Source organism: Lysinibacillus sp. FW12 (genome assembly GCF_050817245.1).
Lineage (GTDB): Bacteria > Bacillota > Bacilli > Bacillales_A > Planococcaceae > Lysinibacillus > Lysinibacillus irui.
Genome location: NZ_CP139094.1, coordinates 1,686,882 through 1,712,663 on the forward strand (window position 1 = coordinate 1,686,882; position 25,782 = coordinate 1,712,663).

Annotated in this window: 28 protein-coding genes; 14 read left to right on the forward strand and 14 right to left on the reverse strand. The window is 37.0% G+C overall.

The window, feature by feature from the left end; genetic code table 11:
* Positions 1-2: 2 nt before the first annotated feature.
* Positions 3-182 (reverse strand): hypothetical protein, encoded by a 180-nt coding sequence (locus SJW71_RS08615; protein ID WP_274793781.1) that lies wholly within the window; start codon positions 180-182, stop codon positions 3-5.
* 259 nt (positions 183-441) lie between these two features.
* Between SJW71_RS08615 and SJW71_RS08620 the strand changes: the two genes are divergently transcribed.
* Complete coding sequence (locus SJW71_RS08620; RefSeq protein ID WP_274793780.1) at positions 442-1,068, forward strand: hypothetical protein; 627 nt, start codon at positions 442-444, stop codon at positions 1,066-1,068.
* A 76-nt stretch (positions 1,069-1,144) separates the two neighbouring features.
* On the opposite strand, the gene SJW71_RS08625 is transcribed toward SJW71_RS08620, so the two are convergent.
* The 3 genes from SJW71_RS08625 to SJW71_RS08635 all read right to left on the reverse strand — a co-directional run bounded on the left by SJW71_RS08625 (position 1,145) and on the right by SJW71_RS08635 (position 4,449).
* The gene (locus tag SJW71_RS08625) at positions 1,145-1,681 is read right to left on the reverse strand and encodes a tubby C-terminal domain-like protein (RefSeq protein WP_274793779.1); all 537 of its coding nucleotides are present in this window, start codon (positions 1,679-1,681) and stop codon (positions 1,145-1,147) included.
* 195 nt (positions 1,682-1,876) lie between these two features.
* Entirely contained in the window at positions 1,877-3,136 is a 1,260-nt protein-coding gene (locus SJW71_RS08630; RefSeq protein ID WP_274793778.1) for a dicarboxylate/amino acid:cation symporter, read from the reverse strand.
* A gap of 263 nt (positions 3,137-3,399) precedes the next feature.
* Positions 3,400-4,449, reverse strand: a complete 1,050-nt coding sequence (locus tag SJW71_RS08635) for a TRAP transporter substrate-binding protein (protein WP_341386584.1) — start codon at positions 4,447-4,449, stop codon at positions 3,400-3,402.
* Between the two features lie 112 nt (positions 4,450-4,561).
* Here SJW71_RS08635 and SJW71_RS08640 point away from each other — a divergent pair, with 112 nt between their 5' ends.
* Positions 4,562-6,142, forward strand: a complete 1,581-nt coding sequence (locus tag SJW71_RS08640; protein WP_431812197.1) for an ATP-binding protein — start codon at positions 4,562-4,564, stop codon at positions 6,140-6,142.
* A gap of 15 nt (positions 6,143-6,157) precedes the next feature.
* Positions 6,158-6,859: a response regulator gene (locus tag SJW71_RS08645; RefSeq protein ID WP_431812006.1), complete on the forward strand. Its 702-nt coding sequence runs from the start codon at positions 6,158-6,160 to the stop codon at positions 6,857-6,859.
* A 46-nt stretch (positions 6,860-6,905) separates the two neighbouring features.
* Here the strand turns inward: SJW71_RS08645 and SJW71_RS08650 are convergent, their stop codons facing one another.
* The gene (locus SJW71_RS08650; protein WP_431812007.1) at positions 6,906-7,874 is read right to left on the reverse strand and encodes a 4-hydroxy-3-methylbut-2-enyl diphosphate reductase; all 969 of its coding nucleotides are present in this window, start codon (positions 7,872-7,874) and stop codon (positions 6,906-6,908) included.
* A gap of 73 nt (positions 7,875-7,947) precedes the next feature.
* Positions 7,948-8,439 carry a VrrA/YqfQ family protein gene (gene vrrA / locus SJW71_RS08655; RefSeq protein WP_274793774.1) on the reverse strand — a complete coding sequence of 164 codons (492 nt, stop codon included), beginning with the start codon at positions 8,437-8,439 and terminating at the stop codon, positions 7,948-7,950.
* 398 nt (positions 8,440-8,837) lie between these two features.
* On the opposite strand from vrrA, the gene SJW71_RS08660 reads away from it, so the two are divergent.
* Complete coding sequence (locus SJW71_RS08660; RefSeq protein WP_274797354.1) at positions 8,838-10,139, forward strand: DEAD/DEAH box helicase; 1,302 nt, start codon at positions 8,838-8,840, stop codon at positions 10,137-10,139.
* A gap of 12 nt (positions 10,140-10,151) precedes the next feature.
* Positions 10,152-11,045, forward strand: coding sequence for a deoxyribonuclease IV (locus tag SJW71_RS08665; protein ID WP_322611579.1), 894 nt, complete (start codon positions 10,152-10,154; stop codon positions 11,043-11,045).
* A 51-nt stretch (positions 11,046-11,096) separates the two neighbouring features.
* Here SJW71_RS08665 and SJW71_RS08670 read toward each other — a convergent pair whose 3' ends face one another.
* Entirely contained in the window at positions 11,097-11,333 is a 237-nt protein-coding gene (locus SJW71_RS08670) for a Nif11 family protein (protein WP_274793772.1), read from the reverse strand.
* Positions 11,334-11,500: 167 nt separating this feature from the next.
* Between SJW71_RS08670 and SJW71_RS08675 the strand changes: the two genes are divergently transcribed.
* Genes SJW71_RS08675 through SJW71_RS08685 form a run of 3 tightly spaced genes read left to right on the forward strand, consistent with a single transcriptional unit; the run spans position 11,501 to position 13,556 of the window.
* Positions 11,501-12,247, forward strand: coding sequence for a metal ABC transporter ATP-binding protein (locus tag SJW71_RS08675; RefSeq protein WP_274793771.1), 747 nt, complete (start codon positions 11,501-11,503; stop codon positions 12,245-12,247).
* Positions 12,248-12,261: 14 nt separating this feature from the next.
* Positions 12,262-13,122: a metal ABC transporter permease gene (locus SJW71_RS08680; protein WP_274793770.1), complete on the forward strand. Its 861-nt coding sequence runs from the start codon at positions 12,262-12,264 to the stop codon at positions 13,120-13,122.
* Positions 13,122-13,556: a Fur family transcriptional regulator gene (locus SJW71_RS08685; protein ID WP_274793769.1), complete on the forward strand. Its 435-nt coding sequence runs from the start codon at positions 13,122-13,124 to the stop codon at positions 13,554-13,556. Before SJW71_RS08680 ends, SJW71_RS08685 begins: the two co-directional genes overlap by 1 nt.
* A gap of 59 nt (positions 13,557-13,615) precedes the next feature.
* On the opposite strand, the gene SJW71_RS08690 is transcribed toward SJW71_RS08685, so the two are convergent.
* Positions 13,616-13,975, reverse strand: a complete 360-nt coding sequence (locus tag SJW71_RS08690; RefSeq protein WP_274793768.1) for a hypothetical protein — start codon at positions 13,973-13,975, stop codon at positions 13,616-13,618.
* Positions 13,976-14,244: 269 nt separating this feature from the next.
* The gene (gene serC, locus SJW71_RS08695; RefSeq protein WP_274793767.1) at positions 14,245-15,333 is read right to left on the reverse strand and encodes a 3-phosphoserine/phosphohydroxythreonine transaminase; all 1,089 of its coding nucleotides are present in this window, start codon (positions 15,331-15,333) and stop codon (positions 14,245-14,247) included.
* Between the two features lie 372 nt (positions 15,334-15,705).
* Here serC and SJW71_RS08700 point away from each other — a divergent pair, with 372 nt between their 5' ends.
* Entirely contained in the window at positions 15,706-16,242 is a 537-nt protein-coding gene (locus tag SJW71_RS08700) for a hydrolase (RefSeq protein ID WP_274793766.1), read from the forward strand.
* Positions 16,243-16,679: 437 nt separating this feature from the next.
* Here SJW71_RS08700 and SJW71_RS08705 read toward each other — a convergent pair whose 3' ends face one another.
* On the reverse strand, positions 16,680-17,186 hold the full coding sequence (locus tag SJW71_RS08705) for a PCYCGC motif-containing (lipo)protein (protein WP_274793765.1): 507 nt from the start codon (positions 17,184-17,186) through the stop codon (positions 16,680-16,682).
* Positions 17,187-17,266: 80 nt separating this feature from the next.
* Complete coding sequence (locus tag SJW71_RS08710; RefSeq protein ID WP_322605684.1) at positions 17,267-19,561, reverse strand: YhgE/Pip domain-containing protein; 2,295 nt, start codon at positions 19,559-19,561, stop codon at positions 17,267-17,269.
* Positions 19,562-19,755: 194 nt separating this feature from the next.
* On the opposite strand from SJW71_RS08710, the gene SJW71_RS08715 reads away from it, so the two are divergent.
* The 5 genes from SJW71_RS08715 (at position 19,756) to cyoE (ending at position 23,676) form a co-directional block, all read left to right on the forward strand.
* Positions 19,756-20,235 carry a thioredoxin family protein gene (locus SJW71_RS08715; protein ID WP_274793763.1) on the forward strand — a complete coding sequence of 160 codons (480 nt, stop codon included), beginning with the start codon at positions 19,756-19,758 and terminating at the stop codon, positions 20,233-20,235.
* Positions 20,236-20,332: 97 nt separating this feature from the next.
* Positions 20,333-21,034 carry a tetratricopeptide repeat protein gene (locus SJW71_RS08720; RefSeq protein ID WP_341386580.1) on the forward strand — a complete coding sequence of 234 codons (702 nt, stop codon included), beginning with the start codon at positions 20,333-20,335 and terminating at the stop codon, positions 21,032-21,034.
* 136 nt (positions 21,035-21,170) lie between these two features.
* Positions 21,171-21,728 (forward strand): hypothetical protein, encoded by a 558-nt coding sequence (locus SJW71_RS08725; RefSeq protein WP_341386579.1) that lies wholly within the window; start codon positions 21,171-21,173, stop codon positions 21,726-21,728.
* 38 nt (positions 21,729-21,766) lie between these two features.
* Positions 21,767-22,420, forward strand: a complete 654-nt coding sequence (locus SJW71_RS08730) for an alpha/beta hydrolase (RefSeq protein ID WP_274793760.1) — start codon at positions 21,767-21,769, stop codon at positions 22,418-22,420.
* Between the two features lie 314 nt (positions 22,421-22,734).
* Entirely contained in the window at positions 22,735-23,676 is a 942-nt protein-coding gene (gene cyoE, locus SJW71_RS08735; RefSeq protein ID WP_274793759.1) for a heme o synthase, read from the forward strand.
* Between the two features lie 54 nt (positions 23,677-23,730).
* Here the strand turns inward: cyoE and SJW71_RS08740 are convergent, their stop codons facing one another.
* The 3 genes from SJW71_RS08740 to SJW71_RS08750 all read right to left on the reverse strand — a co-directional run bounded on the left by SJW71_RS08740 (position 23,731) and on the right by SJW71_RS08750 (position 25,741).
* Positions 23,731-24,465, reverse strand: coding sequence for a metallophosphoesterase (locus SJW71_RS08740; protein ID WP_429978758.1), 735 nt, complete (start codon positions 24,463-24,465; stop codon positions 23,731-23,733).
* 280 nt (positions 24,466-24,745) lie between these two features.
* A complete protein-coding gene (locus SJW71_RS08745) occupies positions 24,746-25,195 on the reverse strand; it encodes a helix-turn-helix domain-containing protein (protein WP_274793757.1) in 450 nt (149 codons plus the stop codon).
* Between the two features lie 141 nt (positions 25,196-25,336).
* Positions 25,337-25,741, reverse strand: a complete 405-nt coding sequence (locus SJW71_RS08750) for a hypothetical protein (RefSeq protein ID WP_274793756.1) — start codon at positions 25,739-25,741, stop codon at positions 25,337-25,339.
* Between the last annotated feature and the right edge of the window lie 41 nt (positions 25,742-25,782).

Sequence of the window (25,782 nt, forward strand, 5' to 3'; positions counted from 1 at the left end):
CATTAATGCTTAATTTCTTCAATAACTTTTTCTTTTAAATCATTTTCCATAGAAGATAGTTTAACTGTATTGGTAAGGCGTTCTTTTAATTCTTTATCTGTCATAATGCCACGTTCCTCTAAAATTTGTACGAGTAGATTTAATGTCAGTATATTTTTAATATCCGCTGCTTTTGTGTCCATATAAAACACCCTCCAAAATATTAGAATTACTACCTTTTTAGTGTACTCCTTTTTGAAAAGCTTGACATAAAATGGACAAAATTAAGCGAATTTATTTCGCGTCCCGGAATATATCAGGAAAAGTAAGCAATACAATGACTAGCTAGTCGTTGAGGGAGACATTTCTCTTTACAACACCTCGCACTGCATCTGCTGAATCCCTATAAAAAAGTGAATATTGAAGTAGTAAGGGTCATACCTTCCTATCAGGAGGGATTCAATGGTTAGAAGGTTTGGGCTTGTTATAGGGTTGTTAGTGGTGATAATAGCTATACTAATCCTGTTTGATAAATTAGTAGTAGATGATAAGTCAGTAGCAAATAAAGGGGAGCAACCACCTATTACGAATGAAGAGTTAAGCCTTTCTCGATTAAAGGAGAAGCTACTTGAAAAGTATGTCGGGATTGATGTTAAAACGACTGAAGAGAAGGAATTGGTAATCCAAGTAGTCGGCACAGAAGATTATTTGCAGACGGTCAAAAAAGATATGGAGTCTATTGCCAAAAATGCAATTAAATCGTCTCCTTTAAAAAACTATCCCATCGTTTTTGAAAGATGGGAGTTTACCTCGTTGCGCGATGACAACAAGAAAATAGGGGATGATATCAACCTGTTGATGGAAGAGCTAATCGCAGGTTTAGAAGACTTTGATGTATACGAATACTTAGTCATTGAAAATCGAACGACTATTACGATTCAAACTACGATAAAAGGCGCCAGTCATGAAGGAATTCAGTTAGCAATAGGGATAGAAGAAGCCATTAAAAAAATTGTACAAGCGAATGCTTCACAAAATAATTCTTATGTCATTAATATATTAAATGCGCAACGTCAAAAAATAAATTAATCATGTAAAAGAGGATCTATGACAAAGGCATCGAGAGTCTATTCGTCGATACCTTTGTCATATTTACATCTGCAAACTATGTAGTAATGGCAAAAAGTGCTTGATAAAGAGTTGCAAGGAGTGCAACAAAGTGCATATCATCTGCCTGGAAAAGCTTAAACTGTATACCTGTTCGTACTAACTCCGTTTCAATAGGACTAGCACTAGCAATCTTTTCATTATTGCAATATAGATAAGCGGTAGAAGTAAAATCCTTTTCAAACCGAAAGTCTAAATCGTCCATTGTAAATGAATAAGAGGATTCCAATAATTGGACTGTTTTCCGTTGAATCGGTATCAAACTACCATCAGGCATCACAATTTGATGGCTGACTCCTTTTGTTAATAGGGTAGATTGTACTTGAAAAAGGGGTGCACCTAATGTAGATCGTGTTTCATAACGATAGGGCAATGTTTGCTGTGCTGCTACTAGCAAAACAGCATTCAGTACTTTGCCGGCAGAGGAACGCTCTACTTTTTGAAGCACACATATTGTTTCATTTTGTTCATTCACGATTGGAATATGGGTAAAGCTTTTCAAAGCTTTAGGATACGTAAGTGTAAATATTGCCATAAAGAAACCTCCAGTCATTATCTATACGAGTAAGCAGTTGAGGAGGTTTCAGGAAAAGAGCTATCTTTTAGAAGCCGAACAGATAAAATTACTTTATCTTTTATCAGCTTACCTCGTGAAAAGTTGAATTATCTTAAAATGAACAGGCTGCTGAAATAGCGAATTTTTATTTCGCTTTCAGCAGCCTGTTTAAATTTATGGCATTTGAGTGTGCCCAGAAAGAGCACGCTTTTCTTGCTCTGTATCAAATTCTTTTTCCATTTTTGAAACAACTACCGTAGCTACGCCATTACCAATTAGGTTTGTGACAGCACGTGCCTCTGACATAAAACGATCTACTCCGATCAATAGGGCAATCCCTTCTACTGGTATCATCGGAAATGCTGCCAATGTTGCGGCTAGTGTAATAAAGCCAGAGCCTGTTACACCCGCTGCTCCTTTAGAAGTGAGCATTAAGATGGCTAATAACGTAATCTGATGCCAAATATCTAAATCCACACCGTACGCTTGTGCAATAAAGATGGCAGCCATTGATAAGTAAATGGAAGTTCCATCTAAGTTAAATGAATAGCCTGTTGGTACAACAAGTCCGACTACTTGCTTAGAACAACCGTAATTTTCCAGTTTACGCATCATAGAAGGTAAGGCCGATTCTGATGAAGAAGTCCCAATAACGATAAAAATTTCCTCTTTAATGTATTTAATAAATTTAAAAATACTAAAGCCAAAGTAATGTGTAATCAAGCCAATAATCACAACGATAAAAATAAACATCGTAATATAAACAGATAGCATTAAAAATCCTAAGTTTCCGAGTGATTTAATCCCAAAGTTACCGATTGTATAGCTCATGGCACCGAATGCACCAATAGGAGAAATTTTCATGACCATGTTAACGATTTTAAAGAAGATATCTGCTACTTGCTCAAAAAATTTAATGACAGGCTTAGCAGGCTCCCCAATAGCTGCAGCAGCTAGTCCAAATAAAACGGCAGAGAATAAAACAGGTAATAATTCACCATTCGCTAATGCCCCAACGACATTCTCAGGAATAATTTGCATAATAAAAGCCCCTAAGCCATGCTCTGCTGCGGCAGCCTCTGTATATTGAGAGACATCAGCCCCATTGGCAGCCTCTGTATTAAAACCTTTACCTGGCTGAACGATATTTACGACGATTAGGCCGATTGCAAGAGCGAAGGTTGAAACAATTTCAAAATAAATTAACGCTTTTCCCCCAATTTTTCCAACCTTTTTTACATCACCCATACTACCAATACCTATTACAACAGTTAGGAAGATAATAGGTGCAATTAACATTTTGATTAATTTGATAAAGATATCTGCAAGTATTTTTAGCTTCGCACCGAATTCTGGGAATATTGCTCCGACTAGGATACCTAGTACAATGGCAATCAATACTTGCACCGTTAAGTTTTTAAAATTTATACGCATATAGTTTTCCCCCTATAACAACTATGGCTATTGTGTGAACGCTTTCATGTGGTTATCATAGCTGAAATTTTCCGACAATAGTTTTTATGACCGTAAAGTTTCTATTGTTCATTTTGTTCATTTTTGAGTGACGGGGAGATAAAGGTAAGAATAGCAATGGTTTGTAGCTGTTTTATAGTAGTTTTGGAAATAGGTAATCTATTATAATACAAAAGAAAAAATCCTTACTATTTGTAAGGATTAATCATTAATGACCAAAAGTATTAGGGAGTAACAATCTTTTCTATCTTGGATAAAACATGATCATTTTGTATATGAGTTTTATAAAAATCGTAGACAGGGGCTAGCTGCTCTTTAAAACGCTGTCTTTCTGAAGGGCTCATCGTATAAACAGTAAAATCAGCTTGCTGTTTGAGCTTTTCCATATCTTTTTCATTCATAAGTATTGCCTGTTCAAATTGCCATTCTGTTGTCTCTTTCATTGCAGAAATCAATTGATGTTGGATTTTTACAGGTAGAGAGTTCCAAAATGTTTCGTTCATTAAGACAGCATAGCCTAAAATTCCATGCTGAGTGATCGTCATATGCTTTTGTACTTTGTAAAACCCTTTAGAGTAAATATTAGAGGCTGTATTTTCTTGTGCATCAATTGCGTTTTTTTCTAAATCTGTAAAAACCTCACTAAAAGAAAGGGGAATTGGTGTTGCTTTCATTACTTCGAATTGTTTTTCTAAAATTTTACTTGGCATTGTTCGTATACGTAAGCCCTGTAAATCTTCAAATGTATGAATGGGTTGGTCGACAGACGTTAAATGCTTAAAGCCATTGTACCAAAAGCCCAGTCCCTTAATATGAAACGGTTCTAGCTCTTTTACTAATTGTTCCCCAATAGAACCTGTCAGGACTTCCTGTACTTCCTCATCTGTATTAAACAGATACGGTAAATCAAGCACCTGCCAATTAGGCACATATGCGGTCATCTTCGAAAAAGTGGGGATAATCATTTCCACGTCACCCTTTTGTAAGGCCTGAAACTCATTTTCATCATTAAATAAAGAGGAATTTGAGTACACATGGACTTTGACTTTCCCGTTTGTTTTCTCTTCTACTAACTCAGCAAATTTATTGGCTGCCTGTCCTTTTGGGGTATTTTCGGCTACCACATGACTTAAATGAATAGTAATTTGTGAGTCTAAGCCCTTTTGCTCATCATCATAGGGAAGCGGTTTAGCAAAGAGTAATCCTTGCTGAACACTGATTGCTACGATTAAAACAAAGACGGTTACAATCGTTCCAATAATAAATTTTTTCATTGAATACACCCAATTAATTCGTATTTTCTGATGTTTTTGTTATTCTAACATATGGAGTAAGCTAAAATATAGTAGGAGGGAGGCAATCATTTTGATATTTCAAAAGTTATCTATGCAGAGAAAAATTATGTCGCTGACTTTTTTTATTCTGATGCTTTCCTTTAGTATTGGTGGCACTTTTTTGTTGGGGTTTGTGATGAATGAACAAAAGACCCAACTTAGTGATCAAGCATTACTTGTGGCAAAAACCGTCTCACAGCTTCCCGAAATAAAAACCTATATAACCGATAAAAATTTTAATGAGGCGATACAACATATTAACCCAATAGTTGAAGAAATCCGTGATATAAATGGGGCGAAGTATATTGTTGTTTTAGATATGCAAAGACGCAAATACTCTCATCCAAATAGCGAGGAGCTTGGACGAATATCCCAATCTGGTGATTTAAACGCTGCTTTTTCAGAGCATTATTATACGTCAATCGCTCATGGGGGACATGGTGATATGGTTCGAGCATTTGTACCGATTATGAATAATAAGGGACAACAAATTGGTGTTACGATAGTTGGTTACAGTGTTCTTACCGTTGTAGAATTGCTGCAATCAATGCAAACAGAGCTTATCATTACTGTCATCTTATCATTAATCTTTAGTGCGTGGGGTGCGCGTACATTAGGGCTTCATATGAAAAAACAAATGTTTGGATTAGAGCCTCATGAAATTGCCAAAATGTATGTAGAACGGACAGAAACGTTTAATGCCATGCATGAAGGAATCATTGCCATCGACAATGATTTGACGATAACGATTTTTAATGAAAAAGCATGTGACATATTAGGTGTACATGAAAAACCATCTGCACTAATTGGTCAGAAAATTTTTCATGTCCTTCCCGATACTCGACTTCCTGAAATTTTGGAGCTAGATCAACCATTATTTAACCGTGAACTCTATATTAATAATCATAGTATTATGAGTAATCGTATTCCGATTCAAGTCAACGGAAAAACCGTCGGGGCAGTGGCAATGTTTAAAGATCGTACGGAAGTGAAAAAGCTTGCTGAAGAATTAACAGGTGTCAGGGCATTTGTACAAGCACTTCGTGTGCAAACACATGAGCATAAAAATAAACTGCATACTATAGCTGGTCTTTTACAGCTTGGACATCATGAACAGGCTTTGTCATACTTAACGCAAGTAAAAGAAGAACACGATGAAATCACCAACTTTTTAAATGAACGTATAAAAAATGAAAATATTTCAGGGCTTTTGCTTAGTAAAATTTCCTATGCAAAGGAACAAGGAATTCGTCTGGAAGTTGATCGTGAAAGTCGCTTAACGTCATTCCCACCTAACTTGGATCATCATGATTTTGTTATTCTATTTGGTAATTTAATAGAAAATGCTTTTGATGCTTTAAAGGATGCACAAGTTGAAGAGAAAGTGATTCATGTTTCAGTAGATGAAGACGATGATGTCTTAGCTATTTTAGTAACCGATAATGGTATAGGCATGACGGAGGAAATCAAGCAGCACATATTTGATAATGGTTATTCTACAAAAGAGCAAAAAGACCGAGGAATAGGGTTATTTTTAATAAAGGAAATCATTGAAAAAGGACAGGGTGATATCGAAGTCATCAGTGAACCTAACAAAGGAACGAGTTTTTTAATAACCTTTTATTATGCATAACAGGGAGGACGGACAGTGTTGCAGATCAAAGTATTATTAATTGAGGATGATCCGATGGTACGAGAGGTTAATCGTCAATTTATTGAAAAGGTTGAACATTTTCAAGTGATTGGACAAGCATCTAACGGTCTTGAAGGCATTACGCAAATACGTCACCATCAGCCTGATTTAATCTTTATGGATATTTTTATGCCAGAGCAAGATGGCATTACGAGCTTACGAAAAATACGTGAACTAGACCTACCAGTGGATGTTATTACCGTCACGGCTGCGAATGATATGGAGACAGTGAAACAAGTACTGCATCTAGGTGTCTTTGATTATATTATGAAGCCCTTTTCATTTGAACGGGTCAAAGGTACGCTTGATAATTATTTACGTTTTAAGAAGCAAACACAATCAGATCAGGAACTCACACAGCGGGAATTGGATCAATTATTTCATTATCGCGATGGGCAAACTAACGTGGAACAATCAGCTCCGCTAGGGTCGGAAAATAATCTTCCGAAAGGCTTTAATCGTACAACGCTTGAAAAGGTTGTGTACTTTTTACATTCGGTCGATGGTGCATCTGCAGAAGACGTGGCAAGTGGTGTAGGAATTGCTCGTGTCACCGCAAGAAGATATTTAGACTATTTAGAGAAACAAGAAGAAATTACAATGGATGTCCATTATGGAGGTATTGGGCGACCTATAAACTATTATTTTAGTAAATAAAGAAAATCCTGATTGGCCAAAAAGCAATCAGGATTTTTTGTTTTTATTAATAAGGCATAATTTTATCAACTGGTGTCGGTGTTTTAATCTTTGGTAAGATTTTCTCTAATGTCACCGTACGATTGATTATATGTGTAGCGGCATCATGTTCATCGAATTGCTCAAGGAAAGTAATAACCTCTTTGACAATTGGAGTTGGCGTTGAGGCACCTGCTGTAACTGCCACTTTATTAATGCCTTTTAACCATTCGATTTTAAGCTCCGAAACATCCGCAATTCGATAGGATGGTGTTCCTGCAATTTCAACGGAAACTTGTGTTAAGCGGTTTGAGTTATTGGATTTAGGATCTCCCACAACGATGAGTAAATCCGCTTCTCCAGCTTGCTGAGCGACAGCTTCTTGACGAACTTGTGTCGCTAAACAAATCTCTTTGTGTACCTCGATATGAGGGAATTTTTCTTTTAAACTTTCCATTAAATGGGCAACATCCCATTGGCTCATTGTTGTTTGATTTGTCACCAGTAATTTATCATTCGTTAAATTTAACGCATCAATATCGTTTGAGGACTGTACTAAGTGGACATGATCAGGCGCAACCCCAATGGCCCCCTCTGGTTCGGGATGTCCTTTTTTTCCGATATAAATAATATCATAGCCTTCAGCCGATTTTTCACGAATTAAATCGTGGGTAACTGTTACATCAGGACATGTGGCATCAATGGACACTAAGCCTTTTCGCTTTGCAATCTCACGAATTTCAGGTGAAACACCATGTGCTGTGAAAATGACAGTACCGGTTTCAACTTGTTCAATAATTTCTAGGCGGTTTTCACCATCTAATGTGATGATTCCGTCCTTTTCAAACGCATCTGTGACATGTTTATTATGCACAATCATCCCTAAAATGTAGATAGGTCTTGGTAATGTTTTATCAAGTGCGGCATTCCGAGCGATGACCATCGCATCAACAACACCGTAGCAATAGCCACGTGGATTAATTTTTAATACTTGCATGGTTGTGACTCCTTTCAAGCTTACCTATCTACATTATAACGGACAGGGACGGCGAATACAAAGAAACGTTCATTTACATAGGTGGTTGGAAGATACGTGGTTTAGATGGAAGTGGTTCAGGAGGCGTATATGATGCACTTTGCCTTGATGATCGTCTACTTCCAGTTGAAGCTTTTTTATCACTTCCTGCAGTATCAGCGCTAGCTGACCCAGCGGATGGAAGGCCTTGGAATCCTTTGTATAACTTTAATAGCGAGGGTATATTTTTTACCATCGGCATTGCTTGTTGAATATAAGGTGTATAGGTCTTAGCTGTATTGAATAAGCTATTTGCTTGTTGTAAGAACGAACCGATTTTAGAAGGTTCCTGCACAGGTGGCGTTGGCATTTGCCCTCCGAAGGTACCTATTCCATTAGCCATCGGAAAGCCGCCTGGAATTCGTGGTTGAACAGGAAAGCCTCCAGGCTGGTAAAAGGACTGCGGTGACATTTGTGGTGGTGTTTGCATGGGCATTCTCATGCCACCGGGATACATAGGATATTGATAAGGTGGTCGAAATACCATAATGATCTCCTTTCTACTTGTTTTTCATTGATGACATACCTGACTATAGCTATGATATGCAAAGGCTAGTGGGAGGGTTCGATATAGAAACAGAAAACAATGATGACATAGGATCACTGTCTAAAGAAAATGGTCGTTTCTAACCGACAAAAACGGCGAGTGACAACTTCTCGGCGTTTTTCATGATGCTAAAAATTACAGTACCCAGGGTTTCTGGCATTGTGGTATTCGTATTTTTGATTGCATATTCTTCTTATTTCAAGTACCTTTGATAAGGGCTTTTGTTACGGTAATCATAAAACGTTTAAATTATGTTTATGCTTGTAATATATAGGATGTAAATATACCTTAAAGTTCGAATCATGGTACAATGAGAAAGATGTTAGGAGGAACGAATGATGTCAAAATATACTGATTACAATTTTCAGCCATTTTTGCAGGACGCCATTGCAAAACTAGGCTTTACAGAACCGACACCAATTCAAAAAGAAATTATTCCACTTTTATTAAAAGGGAAAAGTGCTATTGGACAGGCACATACAGGAACGGGGAAAACACATAGTTTTTTAATTCCGATAGTTCAACGTATTGATGTAGAGAGACAGGAAGTTCAGGCTGTTATTACTTCTCCTACACGCGAACTAGCACAACAAATATTTGATGCGTTAAATCAGTTAATAGAAGGAACAGCTATTCAAGCAAAGCTATTTATTGGGGGTACGGACAAGCAACGCTCCATTGATAAATTAAAAACACAACCACAAATAGTTGTTGGGACACCTGGACGTATTCGTGATCTTGTTTCAGCACAAGCGTTATTTGTGCATACGGCACCAATCCTAGTTGTTGATGAAGCTGATTTAGCTTTTGATATGGGCTTTATCGAGGATATTGATGGATTTGCTTCTCAAATGCCAGAGAAGCTTGAAATGTTTGTATTCTCTGCAACGATTCCTGAAAAACTTCAGCCTTTCTTAAAAAAATATATGGATGCCCCAGTGCATATCCAAATGAACGATAAGCGACCAGTGGCAGAGGGTATTGATTTTGTGCTAGTGCCAGTACGCTCTAAATCGCGTAATAAACGTTTATTAGAAGTAATTGAAGGTATTAATCCGTTTTTAGCTGTTATTTTTACAAATACACGTAAAACAGCTGAGCAAGTTGCCGGTTATTTAAATGAACATGGTATCCGTTGTGGACAAATCCATGGTGATTTAAGTCCACGTGATCGTAAAAAGATGATGAAACAAATCCGCGATCTAGAATATCAATACATTGTTGCGACTGATTTAGCAGCACGTGGTATCGATATTCAAGGAATTTCCCATGTTATCAATTACGAAATTCCAGAGGACCTAGAGTTCTTTATTCACCGTGTTGGACGTACAGCCCGTGCAGGTAATAAAGGAACTGCCATTACTTTATTTGAGCCATCTGATGAAGATGCAGTAGTTCGTGTAGAGAAAATGGGTATTCCTTTTGTGCAAAAAGACGTTAAAAATGGAGAATGGTCTGAGTTAAAAGAGCGTCATGCACGTAAAAATCGCGTGAAACAAGAGAATGAAATCGATGTGAAAGCGAAGGCATTGGTGCGTAAGCCTAAAAAGGTTAAACCAGGCTATAAGCGTAATATGAAATGGGAAATGGAAAAAATTAAAAAACGTGAACGTCGTTTAAAAGCGCGAGGTAAAAAATAGGGGGTTTTTTACATGCTACTTGGCTCACATGTTTCAATGAGTGGGAAAGAGATGTTGCTTGGCTCAAGTAAAGAAGCACTGTCATATGGAGCAAATACATTCATGATTTATACAGGAGCACCGCAAAACACACGTCGTAAAGCGATTGCCGATCTGAACATTATGAATGGACTACTTCATATGAAAGAGCATGGTATGACAAATATTGTTGTGCATGCTCCTTACATTATCAATATTGCGAATACGGAAAAACCAGAAACATTCCGTCTTGGAGTCGATTTTCTACAATCAGAAATTGAACGCACAGCAGCACTAGAGGCAACGCAAATTGTCTTGCACCCTGGTGCGCATGTAGGTGCGGGTGCTGAAGCTGGAATTGCGAAAATTGTTGAAGGCTTGAATGAGGTATTATCGCAGGATTTCCCTGTTCAAATTGCATTAGAAACAATGGCGGGGAAGGGGACCGAATGTGGTCGTTCCTTTGAAGAGCTTGCTAAAATTATTGATGGTGTCACACATAATGAACGTCTTTCTGTATGCTTTGATACATGTCACACACATGATGCTGGCTATAATATTGTTGAAGATTTTGATGGCGTGCTAGAAGAATTTGATAAAATAATAGGCATAGATCGCATCAAAGTTCTACACATTAATGATTCAAAAAATGTGCGAGGCGCCCGTAAAGACCGCCATGAAAATATTGGCTTTGGCCATATCGGTTTTGACGCATTAAACTATGTAGTGCATCATCCGCAATTAATGGATATTCCTAAAATTTTAGAAACGCCATTTGTGCCTTCAAACAGTGATAGTAAATCGAAGGCAGCACCTTATAAAGTTGAAATTGAGATGTTGCGTAACGGCACATTTAAGCCTGAGCTAATTGAAGCGTTAAAAGGGTAACGAACAAGTGCCCGAAATCAGTTGATGAAGCTGATTTCGGGCACTATTTTGTTATTTTGTAAATAATGCAATAAGTTGACGTGAGCGCTTTCTACCTAATACTGCCTCCACTTCTACAAGGATGTCTTTAGGAATACCTAAAAATAGCCAAGAGAATGTGAATTGCTCCAAATAAGGGCGCAATTTTTTTACCTCAGAAGTCGTAATGTCGAAGCCTTCTTCACGAGCAATCGCGACAATTTCCTTATCAGAGCTTTGTGCTAGTTGCTGTAAAAATTGAATACTCAAAGTCAATCCTCCTTTATCACATGTTATTTTTCACGAAATCATGTACACACTTGCGATTTAGCCATTTGTTAAACATCCATCTTCTTTTCTTTACAAAAACTGCACTTTCCTATATACTTACAACTTGTAAATCGTAATGATTTTGAATTAGAAAGAAGCGATCATGCATGAAGACAACACTTATTGACATCGAAAATGTGTCATTTCAATATGACTATACGCAAGTTTTAAAAAACATTTCTTTTCGTGTAGAAGAGGGTGATTTTTTAGCACTTCTAGGTCCGAATGGTTCGGGCAAATCAACATTATTAAAAATCATTTTAGGTTTATTAAAGCCTCTATCAGGGGAGATCAAATTATTTGGCGAACCAAGCGCAACCTTTAAACATCGCGAATGGATTGGGTATGTCTCGCAAAAATCAAATGCCTTTAATTCTGGATTCCCAGCAACCGTTCAAGAGGTCGTGAAAAGTGGATTAACGAAAAAATTAGGGCTTTTTAAAAGACCAGGACGAGATGCCAAAGGGAAGGTCCAAGAAGCATTAAAGGCTGTTGGTATGGATGCTTTTATGCATCGGAATATTGGTGAACTATCAGGTGGACAACAACAACGAGTTTTTATTGCGAGAGCTTTAGTTAGTGATCCCAAATTGCTCATTTTAGATGAGCCAACTGTCGGTATTGATCATGAGAATGTGCAGTCATTTTATGATATGCTGGCGAAATTAAATCGGGAACAAGGAATTACGATGATTCTTGTCACACACGATGTCGATACGGTATCGAATCGCATTAGCCATGTGGCATGCTTAAATCAAACAATTCATTTTCACGGCTATAAAAATGAATTTGATACTATTTCACAGGATGCACTAGACGCTTGGTATGGTCATTCTGTAAGAAAGATTCATTAGAAGGGGAAGGCACTATGATTGAAGCAATTTTACATTATGAATTTTTACAAAATGCCTTTTTCTCTGGGTTATTAATAGGCATTCTAGCGCCACTTTTAGGTGTGTTTATTGTTGTACGTAGGTTATCCTTGATTGCGGATGCTTTATCACATGTCACACTTGCTGGAATAGCCGGGAGCTTATATATCAGTCAATCGGTAACAGCATTAGCCTTGCTCAATCCTATCTATCTAGGAATACTAGCATCTGTTAGTGGCTCTATTTTAATTGAGCGACTAAGACGCTTGTATAAGCATTATGAGGAGCTTGCCATTCCTATCATTATGTCAGGAGGCATTGGGATTAGTGCGATCTTTATCTCCCTTGCCAGTGGCTTTAGCACAGATTTAATGAGCTATTTATTTGGCTCGGTATCTGCTGTGTCTCGTCAAGATTTATGGGTCGTTATTGGAATTGCTGCTGTTGTCATTCTCTTTTTGTTTTTATTTTTTAAGGAACTGTTTGTTTTATCGTTTGATGAGGAATATGCGAAGGCAAGTGGACTGCCTGCAAGATGGGTTCATCTTTTATTTATGATTGTGACGGCGCTTGTTATTGCGGCGAGTATGCGTATAGTAGGTATCTTATTAGTATCCTCGCTGATGACGTTACCTGTCGCGGCTGCGATGCGCTTAGCAAAAGGCTTTAAGCAAACCATCATCTATGCAATTATTTTTGGAGAAACTGCTGTATTAATTGGTTTAATCAGTGCATTTTATATGGATTTAGCGCCTGGAGGTACGATTGTTGTCACTTCGATTTTAATCTTGTTACTTGTCATCCTAGGAAAGAAAGTGGCATTTAAAATGGCTGCAAAGCAGGGGGAGGTAGCGTAATGAATATTTCAAGAGCGTGGGAAATATTAAAAGAAAATGGCTATAAAAAAACAGATAAACGGGAATTAATATTAGATATGTTTGCTGCAACAGATAAATATCTAACAGCCCGAGATTTATTGGATGTTTTAAAAAAGGATTTTCCAGGGATGAGCTTTGATACGATCTATCGCAACCTTGCTACTTTTGTGAAGCTTGGAATATTAGAAGAAACGGAGCTTTCTGGTGAACGAAATTTTCGAATGCACTGTGAATCTGCTCATCATCACCATCATTTCATCTGCATGGATTGTGGGAATGTTAAAGAGCTTAATCTTTGTCCGATGGAAATGCTGGGAGAAAAATTGCCTGACTATGAGATTGAAAATCATAAGTTTGAAATCTATGGCAAATGCCCGGATTGTAAGCATGAAACTCTGTCAAATGAATACTGACAGAGTTTTTTCTGTGTAAAAAGAGGGTAGTTCCTGTATAGGGCTACCCTCTCAACTTATTAAGCTGCTGTTCTACGAATCGCAACAATTTTATTACAATCTACAATTAAAGGAGAAGCAGCTGCACCTGGCTCAAAGAAGTATGCACAGCAATTTCGTGGATCAAAGGAAATGAAAGTCACACCTAAGAAGCTAATACCGCCAGATAAGAATATATCTAGTGTAGTTGCAAGCTCTAATTTTCTTAATTGTTGGCAAATACAACCTCTACAATTACTGCTCATTTTTGGTGTACATTTTTCTTCTTTTTCGCAAGAACATTTTTCTTCTTTTTCTTTGCGACAATGACATTTTTCCTCTTTTTTCTGACATTTACAGCCTTGCCAGTTCATATGAGTCATATATCGTCTATCTTCCATTGTAATACCTCCCTTCTTCTAGTTTCGTAAGGGTACCCTTACAGTAATAATCTATGTTTGGTGAGGAAAGAGAGGTTGGCAATATGTCCGATAGGCTACTCAATAATCTATATTTTTCTCAAAATCTTGCGTAGTGAGGAAAGCCCTAAGTAAAAAAAATGCTATAAATGCTAAAGCAAGATATTCATATCGGGATAGATTTGCTGTTACACCCACAAAAAAACGACGAGTCATTACAGAAACGTAAATCTTCGTCGTCTACCCTATGATTATTGATGTTTTTGTTGGAAATCTACCATAAAGTCTCGTAAAGCTTCACAAGCCTCAAGAGGTACCGCATTGTAAGTAGAAGCACGACAGCCACCTACAGATCGATGCCCATTTAGTCCAACAAAGCCGGCAGCTTTTGCTTCAGCAAGGAATTGTTTTTCAAGCTCCTCATCTGCCACACGGAATGTAATGTTCATTAATGAACGGCTATCAGTTGTAGCATGGCCTTTATAAAAGCCATTACTATGATCAATGGCATCATAAATTACTTTTGCCTTTAATTCATTGTGTTTTTCAATTTCAGCTACGCCACCTTTAGATTCTACCCATTTCAATACTTCTCCTAGCATGTAGATTCCAAATGTCGGTGGTGTGTTATAAAGCGAATTACTATCGGCATGTGTTGTGTATTTCAGCATAGTTGGAATATTTTTATTCGCTTTTTCTAGTAAATCTTTGCGAATGATGACAACCGTTACACCTGAAGGCCCAAGGTTTTTTTGAGCTCCTGCATAGATGATTCCGAACTTTTCAATATCCACTGGCTTTGACAAAATATCACTAGACATGTCAGCAACTAATGGCACATTTCCTGTATCCGGATAATTTCTCCACTGTGTACCGTAAATTGTATTGTTGGATGTAATGTGAACATAAGCATCATCATCATTGAATTGAATGTCTTCTAAGGCAGGAATATTACGGTATTGATTGTCTTTTGTACTGGCCGCTTCAACAGGTGTACCAAACAATTTAGCTTCCTTGAAGGCTTTCTCAGACCATGAACCAGATAGTACATAGCTAGCTTTTTGATCAGCTGTCAAAAAGTTCATAGGAACCATTGTAAATTGAAGGCTTGCTCCACCTTGTAGGAATAGTACCTCATAGTTTTCTGGAATGGCATAAAGTTTTTTTAATAAAGCAATAGCTTCGTTATGTACGTCGTCAAAAATAGCACTGCGGTGACTCATTTCCATTATGGACATACCTGAATCACGGAAGTTTACTAATTGCTGTTGAGCTCTTTCTAATACTTCTTGTGGAAGTGCAGATGGACCTGCGTTGAAATTGTATGCACGTTGTGTCAAAGTGGTACACTCCTTGTTTGGTTAATAACAGAACTTTACTGGATTATACCGTAATTTTCAAGAGAAAAAATAAAATTCTTAATATTTGAGCAGAATAGCGACAGGCTCGCAACAAAATGTACACAATTGAGCATGTTTTTCGGAGTAAACACGAACGAAACGAAGTTATTTTTTGAAATGAAATGATATTTTTCGTGTTTAAAATATTTTTGTTGAAATATTCGTTTTTAATGTTCGTGTTTCTAGTTGGGTAAATGCTTCAATCTAGATGCCCTAAAATTTGATGTTTGATAAAAGAATTACCTTTCTTTACGACAGGTAATGCAAGTTTTTTGTATAATAATTTAGAGAATAGAAAACGAGGTGTTCATAATGTTTACAGTAGAGAAAGCTTGTTTAGTAGTTGTGGACGTACAAGGAAAGTTAGCGACAATTGTAGATGATAGTGAAGTGATGATTGAAAATGTAGCAAAGTTAGTACAAGCCATGCAAGCCCTTGAAGTACCTACATTATGGCTAGAACAAAACCCTAGTCGTTTAGGAGGAACAGCACTAGATATAGCCCAGCATTTACAAGGACAACCTATTGCTAAAATGGCCTTTAGCGCATGGCAAGAAGAGTCATTTGTAAAGGAATTGAAAGAAACGGGACGTACACAATTTATTGTAACAGGCATTGAAACACATATTTGTGTGTACCAAACAGCAAGACAATTAAAGGAACAGGGGTTTGAAGTAGAGGTTGTAGTAGATGCCGTTTCTTCTCGAACTAAGGCAAATAAAGAAATCGGACTGAGCAAGCTGAATGCACTCGGAATACATTCAACTAGTACTGAAATGATTTTATATGAGCTTTTACAACGTGCTGACCATCCACAATTTAAAACCATTTTACAGCTTGTAAAGTAGAGTTCATCAAAAATAAACTATTGGCTTTATCATACAATCATTGTAATAACAACGATCGGCCCTATATATTTTGCAATTAAGATAATATTTTACCCATTTTATTCACTTTCATATTACGATGAACTTCACTAAGAACCACTGCTATGACCAAATTGTCCATATTTCAATTCAATCCCAGCAATTGGATGTGAATAAAACCATAATATTGTTGCACATTTCTATCGAAAGTGTTTTTTATATATCATCCTTCGAATAGGGAAGAAAAACCACTTGAAACAATATAGAGGCTTTTCCAAAATATACTTTCATATAATAAAAAGTAAAGGGCAGAAACGTTGTTCAGCGTTTCTGCCTTTCAATTTCATATTTATTTTACTCATATCTATTATTTCATGGACAAGAAACCTTCCACTACAATACACAAAAGTGATCCTTTTTTATGCAGGCATCTCAGTTGGTGTTGGTTTAGCATAGCCCTCTTTATAAGTATCATCAATGTACTGACGAATTTCTTTTAGGCTCTTTCCTTCTTTATGCAGTTGTGCTGACTGGACAGCAATCTCCAAGCAAACTAAACACCTTGTTCCATGATCATCCCAGACGATGGAACCATCCTCGCGTTTTTCCTGAATAAAGCAATTTAAATTATTTTTGTGGCCAGCTGATTCGCCACAGCCGCAATAACATGGCATCCATTCTAGGATCTCAGTTGATTGACCAGCGATTTGATAAACTAAGCGAATCTTTTCTTGTTTATCTTCTAAAAAGGATGGAAGGATGTCAGCAGAAGCGGTTTCCTCCTGAATATCACCTGTAGCATGTGAGTGACCTTCATGTGAAGCTTCCTGAGTTTTTTGGTTGGCTTCAGCCTCTTTTTTATCTTCCCCACATGCACTTAATAACAGTAAAGCCAATATAACAAAAATAGAAAGTGTTTTCTTCAAATATAGCGCCTCCTACATGTTTACAATACTTCCATTATAACATTGTTCTCATAAACATTTACAGGCAGCCTTGTTGCAAATCAATGAAATATATCTAATCCACGTGTTTTGTTCATGAAATGTTCCATTTTCTCGCTCAATAACTTTTTTAAGAAAAAGCCAAACAAGATAAAAATAAACCAGAAACCAATTAAGAAGATGAGATCTGTCCAGACAGATGTCCAAATAATCCCTCCAACTGCCTCACGCATCATTTCAATGGCATAGGTAAAAGGTAAAAAAGGATTGATTAGTTGGAAAAACCTTGGTAGTAATTCGATCGGATAAGTTCCACCAGAGCCAGCAATTTGCAGAACGAGCATCACAATAGCTAATGCTTTACCTACATTCCCAAAGACAGATACGAGTGTGTAGACTACGGTTATAAATACGAGACTGATGAAAAGACCAAATAATACAAAATAGGCGGGTGCTTGAATAGAGCCATCAAGTAAGAAAATATCTCCGATGGTAATAATAAGTGTTTGAATAAAAGAAAATGTTGCAAATGTTAATAGTCGGCCAAAGTAAATTTCTCGAATACTGTATGACGTATCTCCATGAAGATTCACAGATAATAAGGAAATTAATAATAAACATCCAACCCAAATAGATAGTACAGTGTAAAACGGTGTCATGGCCGTGCCATAGTTTGCAATTGGGAATACGCGATGTTCCTTTAGTTTAATGGGTTCCTCAAAGAAGTCACGTTCAGCATTGACATCATTTTTTAATAATTGCACAATCTCAGCAATGTCTGCTTCCTCTTCAAGTGTACGTAGTTTATTTGCTAATTCTTTAATTTTTGAACTTAAAGTTGGAAATTCCGTTTGTATTTTTTGAATGGCATTATTGGCTGTTCCTAGTGTATTTTTGGCCTGTGTTAATTTATCTTTTGCCTGAGGAATGAATTGTTTTACATTGGTCAGCATCGTCGAAGCATTCGTTAATGTCTGTTGAGCACTAGATAACGTCGATCGAATTTGCGGTTCTAAACTATCGTTATAGTACGATAGAAATTTTTGCAAATTGGCCGTTGCGTTTTGTGCGATTTGTTGTATGGCAGCGACATCTTGTTTGATGACTTCTTTATCAATAGGCTTTATTTGTTCTATTTTATTTAGAACATCATCATGTAAAGTGTGCAATTGTTGTAATGCGTTAAGTGCGCCTGTAGTTGAATCATTAAAGCTTGGATTACGCTGTAAGGCTTCTCGAATCGTTGTAAGCTGTTCAATGAGTTGTTGGTTGTCTTCGGCATTACTTTCCTGTAAAGAAGTGATGACAGCAGTTAAGGAATCAACCAATTGCTTACGAGTGGTAGCATCTGCTTGAATTAATTTTTGCAATGCTTCCAGCGTTTGAATGCTATTGCTTATGTTATCTTTGGACTTTGTCAATTGATTTTTAATTGCCTCTTTCTTTTCTGCAATAGAAGTTGGATCGACGTTAATATTATTTAATTTAGTAATGATATCTGAAAAATGTTGTGCAATCTGTTGGACAGTTGCGACATCCTTTTTAATAACTGGAGATAGCTCATTAAATAGAGCATCCGCTTCATTTACTAAATGTAAACCCTTCTGAATGGTCGTTAAACCGTCCGTTGTCAATTGTTCCACTTGGGGTATTTGTGTAAGAGCTTGATTCAATAATTGATTGGCATCTTTTCCTTGCTTAGATGCTTGTGTTAAAAATGAGTTGATATCAGGTAAATGCTGTTCTATGGTAAAGACATAGTTTTCAAATTTGCGGAAATCAGGAATATCACGTTCCATTTCAACGCCAATTGTATTAAAAATAGAAAAAAGAGTGCCATTAACAGTCGATACAAATTCATTCGAAACCTGCTGAGTAAGAACACTTGCTCCTTTACTTGTTATTTTAGGGGCAATTGGATTCTTTTTTTCGTTTACATAATAGTCGATATGGGCTTTCGTTGGTTGATCTGTAAGAATCGACGTTAGCTTTTCGGAAAAATCTTTGGGAATGACTATGGCGGCAAAGTAATCGCCATTTTTTAGATGATCAATCGCTTTTTTCTCCGTTTCTAACTCCCAAGTAAAACTTTTATTTGTCCGTAAATTTTCTATAACTTCCTTTCCGACATTAATTGTATCCCCTCGGACATTTGTTCCAGTATCTTCATTTACAATAGCAATCTTCATATTAGATGTGTGGGCGTATGGGTCCATGGAGGCATAAATATTAAGCCAGGCATAAAGAGATGGAAGGAAGATGAGCCCTCCTATAATGACAGCTACAACCCAGTTTGTAACAATGTTGCGAATATCCTTTGAATAAATTTGAAACACATGCTGAAACGAGTTTTTCATTTAATCACCCCACATTCAAATTTTGCATGAACTCTCATTATGTATGTTCCCAAATTCACTTAAAATTATGTTATAAATGTGAAATATCTTCATTTAAAGGCAAATTAGTTTACTAGGTTTTTGAAAAACTTTATAATCAATCGCGAATACACTAAAACTAGGCTTTTAGTGTGAAAAAGGAGGTCACTACTTTAGTGAAAAAATTATTAATTATTGGTTCCGTTATTGTTGTCTTATTTGCAGCAATTATTGTGCTTACCAATGTCTCAAACAAAAGTAAGTTAGAAAGTGCAAACAACCCCTATGGCGATAAAAAGCTAAAACAAGAAACAATTGATCAATTAGATGATGAAAACTATCAAAACATTATGTTACCAGATGAACTAGAAGCTAAAATTAAAGCGGGTGAACCGGTCAATGCTTACTTCTTCAGTCCAATTTGTGTACACTGTCAAGCATTTACACCAGAGTTAATGCCAATTGCTGATGAATTAGGTGTTGATATTGCACAATTGAATGTCTATGAATATGAAGATTTATGGGAGAAATATAATATTGAAGCAACGCCAACATTTATTCGTTTCGAAGATGGTAAAGAAGTAAATCGCTTTGTAGGAGCTCTTAAAGAAGAAGATTTAAGAACATTCTTAAATACTGTTGTGTTAAAAAAATAGAGAAAAGCGAGATTGTGTCAAATTTTGATACAATCTCTTTTTGTTTTTGTAGTGTATACTAAAAATACTGAAAAGTTGTACACTGGAGGAAATGTCAATGTCAATGGATGAATATTTTTATAATGGCGAGCTAATGAAATGCTATGAATTAGCGAAGAAGGTAACAAATGAAGAGGAAAAAGCACTGGCACAAAAATATATCAATTTATTAGAACAGTATGAATTGGATCACTATCCAAAGCCAACTGCTCATTTAGAAGTTCAGCATACAGAACGAGCTGACGAAAGCTATCCAGAATCTGATCTAGTAGCTGAAATACGTGCAATAAAAGATGAAGCGGCATTTGCGAAGCGTATTCAGCAATTGGAGGAAGTGGCGAAAACAGGAACACCATCAGATAAAGCACAATCCTTTTTTACACAAGGGGAGCTGTTCTTATTTGCACATCATTACAATGAGAGTGTTCACTGCTTCCAACAAGCAGTGAAGGAAAATCCAAATAAAGCTGTCTATTGGGGGATCACAGGGCAGACGATGCACCGCTTTGGCTGGATACCTTTCGATGCGCTTGGTTATTTGGAGCAAGCGATTCAGCTAGATCCCACAAATCCTCGTTGGAAATGGAATAGAGCTCTTGTACTTATTCAATTAGCCAAGGATCTGCAAATGGCTCCATTTATGGCGAATGCGGCACTTACTTTGGAGGATGCGCTGGCTTCTTGTGGCGAAGAGCAAAAATCATTGAAAGATGCCATTCAAAATACAATCGACAATATGGATAGCTATGTTTTCTCATAAGATAATCGGATGTTTCCAAAAGCTACGGAGACATCCTTTTTACTTAGAAATCAAGTGAGCTGGGTTCGTTGCCATATTTCACAATCATGGTATGATAAGAAAGAAAATGATTTGTAGATATAAAGGACGGATTTTTATGGCACAAGAAGTGGCAAATAAGTTTATTGAAAACGTTTGTAATCATTTAGTTCGCAATATGAATATCACAAAAGTGGAAGAGCATTTTAAAGAAACAATTGCCATGCAGCGACAATCAGCTAAAACGTCAACGGACTTTTGGGATATGCTAATGGTTAATATGCTTTATTTTACTGAAAATGAACAGGCGTGGGAGCAAGAATTTTTAAAAATGCTTGAAGCGAAAAAGTGGCTAGAGCCTGCAGCTTTGGAAGAGGAATTATTAATGCATCAGATGAGAATTCGTCAACAAGTGGCTGAGCAACTAGATGCAGCAAAGGACTTATTCCACAAGCAGTATGAGACGGAAGGCATGACGGAGGAAGCGATTATTTATGACTATGCGTATAGCTCTGCTGGTCATTCCATGCGCATGGATTTATTAACTGTTCTTGTATCAACGCCAGAGCAATCAACAATTCTCTTTGACGCAGATCCACAAGAGACTATCCGTATTGTTAATGGCTATATTGCTTACCATACAGATGGATTGATTAATAAAACGAAATTATGCTAACTTTGTTACAAAGGTTTACGTGAAAGGAAATTGATTGAATGAATACACCATTTACTTTTAAACATACACAACCAACAAATATGGACCCTACTAAGAAATACCCAGCTATTTTTTTACTGCATGGTATGGGCAGTCATGAGGATGATTTACCACAGTTAGTGCAGGAATTCAAAGAGCAATGTCATATTTTTAGTTTACGAGGGCCAATTACCCAACATCCTGGCTATGCTTTTTTCACCATTCAAGAGGTAGGGCAACCAGATCGTGCTATCTTCGATAAAGTGTTAGTGGCATTACAACGATTTATATTAGAGGCCATTGATGAATATCAAATTGATCCTCATAAAGTATTTGTATTAGGCTTTAGCCAAGGTGCAGTATTAGCTCAATCACTTGCCTTTGTTATGGGGAATTTAGTGACTGGTATCATCGCATTAAGTGGCTATACACCAAAATTTGTTACTGAGGAATATGCCATCCGCTCTGTAGACCATTTGCATGCTTTTATTTCACACGGCGATTATGATTATGTAATACCTTCTCAATGGGGCATGGAAAGCAAAGAGATCTTTGAACAATTTGGTGCTACGGTGACATTTAAACAATATCCAGATGGTCATGGTGTAACGCCAGAAAATATGCGTGACCTTGTGACGTTTTTAGCACAGCAACTACAGGAAGAAATTCAATAAGTAGAAATCCGAGGCAAAATATTGTCTCGGTTTTTTTAGTTGCTTCAACATGAAACATTGCATTAAATTATTTTTCTCCAATAGTGATTGGAAGAATCGAGTCAAGAAGGTTCAAATTCATGTCAGTCGGTGGTATCATAGAAGATGTTGTGAATGAGCGTGCTTTATTAGATGAAAACATGTACTTTATGTGAACATAGAGACAGAACCCATCTAAAAGGGGTAAAATAATAATTTGATGTGCTAGATGCAAATTTTGTCGCTTCGTATCGAGGGAAGCGTATAGAAATTATGGAGAAAAGGAATTAAAATGAATGGAACAAAATCTGAAAACGGAGCATAAACCGCAATCCTCACGTGGGAATTCATCACGCTCTACTATTTTAGCGCAAACAGTCAAAACAGGGATTATTAAATCCAATTTAATTCCTATGTGGGCTGGTTTAACGCTAGGCATGTACAAAAATAAAATGGCGTTTATAGACAATATACCTGAAATCATTTTTTCAACAATCGGTTCCGCCCTTGTAATTGGAGCAGCAGGGGCATTTAATAATGTCTATGACCGTGATATTGATGCAATTATGCCCCGTACACAAAATCGACCAACTGTAACAGGGGAAATGTCAGCGAAATCGACTTTATCATTAGCTGTCGTCATGTTAATTATTGGAGTAGCTGTGTTAGCACTTGCTTCACCATTAGCTGCTGCATTTGGGTTATTAGGTGTATTCCTATATGTTGTTCCATACACAATGTGGACAAAACGTCGTACGATATATAATACGGAAATTGGCAGTATTAGTGGTGCAGTACCACCATTAATTGGATGGTCTGCTGTCTCTTCAGACGTTACGCACCCTGCAATACTAGGCTTATTTTTTGTAATGGTGATTTGGCAAATGCCTCACTTTTATGCCATTGCGATTCGCAAACGTATAGACTATGAAGCAGCTAGTGTGCCAATGCTACCTGTTGTAAAAGGAATGCGCCGTACGTATTATCAAACTAATTTTTATTTAATCTTATTGATTTTATCAAGCTTTTTATTTGGCTCGTTAAGTGTAGGCATTATGCTTGTGGCTTTAATATTAAGTATTGCTTGGCTCGCGATGAGTATTTATGGTTATCACAGTAATACAGATCAAGTGAAATGGGCTACTAAAATGTTTGTCTTTTCACTATTCCATATGACAATACTATTCTCAACAGTCATTGTGTACTCCCTAGTAGGGGTTATCTTTAAACTATATTAATAACCCTATTACGCCTCTGCATGTTGAGCTTACAAAAACAAAAAAACCAACAAGTTAGTCTTCACTTGTTGGTTTTTTATTATCCACTGAAAAAATTCGGCGACTTGGCCACTCAAATGCATGCAATTGTCCGCCAAAAACAGCGCCACCATCAATGCCAATGATATTATTTTCCCCAAAATACACCCGATAATCGGTTGGATTTTGATGTAGATTATAAGTAGGGGTATGGCCAAAGATAACCGTTTTCTCCCCATGATAGCCTGCATGGAATTCCTCACGAATCCAAAGCAATCTCATAGGATCGGTGTCAGCTATAGCGACTTCGGGTACAACACCACCATGGACAAAAATAGCATCCTCTAATTCAATATAGATGTCAAAGGTTTCGATTAATTGTAAATGTTCTTCAAGTTTTGGCAATGTTTTAATAAAGCTAGGCAAAGTATTGCTTTGGATCGCTTCCTCAAAGTCTTCTAATTGGTAGCCATAGCTTGCCAGTGTGGCCTCTCCACCACATAGCCCCACCCAATGGTTCCATGGCTTAGCAAGGCCAGAACGGCAGGCATTCAGCATGATGGCCTCGTGGTTTCCTAGCAACACCCTTGCACCCAATGCTTGTAGTTCACCAACTAAATTTAATACACCACTAGAAGAGGGACCTCTGTCGATGTAATCACCAAGTAAAAAAAGCTGGTCGCTTTGTGGATCGTAGTTTGCTTTTAAAAGCAATTCTTCTAACAGCCCTAGTTCTCCATGTATATCACTAATTGCTAGTATTCGATTCATTTACGAGCATCCTTTCTAATAGTACCACTACTTTTCAGTATAGAGAATTATTCTACAAATTTCGACTGTTCCAGCTTCTCTTGGACTTATTTTATAGAACTTTCAAAGAAACAATTCTCTTACTACTATTTTTTACTTTATCATATGATAGGTGATTTTATTTCTTTATTCATTTGTCTAGTGGGATGAGGGGAAGAGAGGGGATAAGACCACGCATAACAGTAGAAGCAACTAGTAAAGCTTCTACTGTTCGAGCAAAGAAAAGTAGCTTGCTATCAGATTAAAGCTTCAATTTTTCCCATGCCTTCGTAGCTATTTGTTCATCAAAGGTTGAAATAAGGCGAAAGTTATTGTTGTCTAAAATGCGGAAATGCTGGCTAATGACATTTTGCTGTAAACGAAAACCATCATGCTCACTTATATTTTTCCACCATATGTATCCACCCATTGTTTTTTCTTTTGGCTGTAATGTGCCATTATTCGCAATTAAATCTACAACCTCTAAAGGATCGCCACCAAGCTCATGCTGTAAAATGGTGCTGTCACGACATAGCGTGCAAACGGCAACAGTGGTTGTCCATCCTGCTAGAATACGACCTTTTTCAATTTGGACTAGTGTTTTCTTGGAAAGTCCTAGTAAATCACTCATTTGATCCTGTGTAAAAGTTTTTTCTGTGCGGATTAATTTCAGTTTTTCTGAAATGAGTGTGATTAATTGTTCACGATTCATCCTAAACACCCCTTATTTTCAGATTGTTATGTTCCATTATACATGAAAGTAAGATGACGTGTTTCTGTTTCAATAGTGGGTTGGGAAGAGAAACGAGGTAAAAGGAAACAGACTGTTCATTATAGAACAGTCTGTTGAATGTTAAATCTCATATTTTTTCGTATCGGAGATGACACGGAAGTGGATGCCTTTAATTTGTGCGCTCACTTTATGGCGAAGCGTATCAATATCGACTAGCTCCTCTTTATTTTGAACACATTCAGCAATCTCCTGTAAAAGCTTTGTAAAGGCTTCTTTAAATAAAGAACGCATATTATCGAAATCTAGACTGCGAAAACTGCCATCAATATCGAAAGCTTCTACAGAGTTTAATTGCTTAGAAGCACCCGCAAAACGATCGTCGTACACTGTGTAGTTTTCATCTGTCACTACGATAATATATAGGACCTCGCCTGTAATTGTTTTTAGTTCAATATTTGTTTTGTGTTTTTTCACATCAGAAATAATATGAATACCGTCTGAATGATATAGCTTAAATAATGTCATGAATATTGCCTCCTGAAACTAGAATCCTATTGCTATACTCA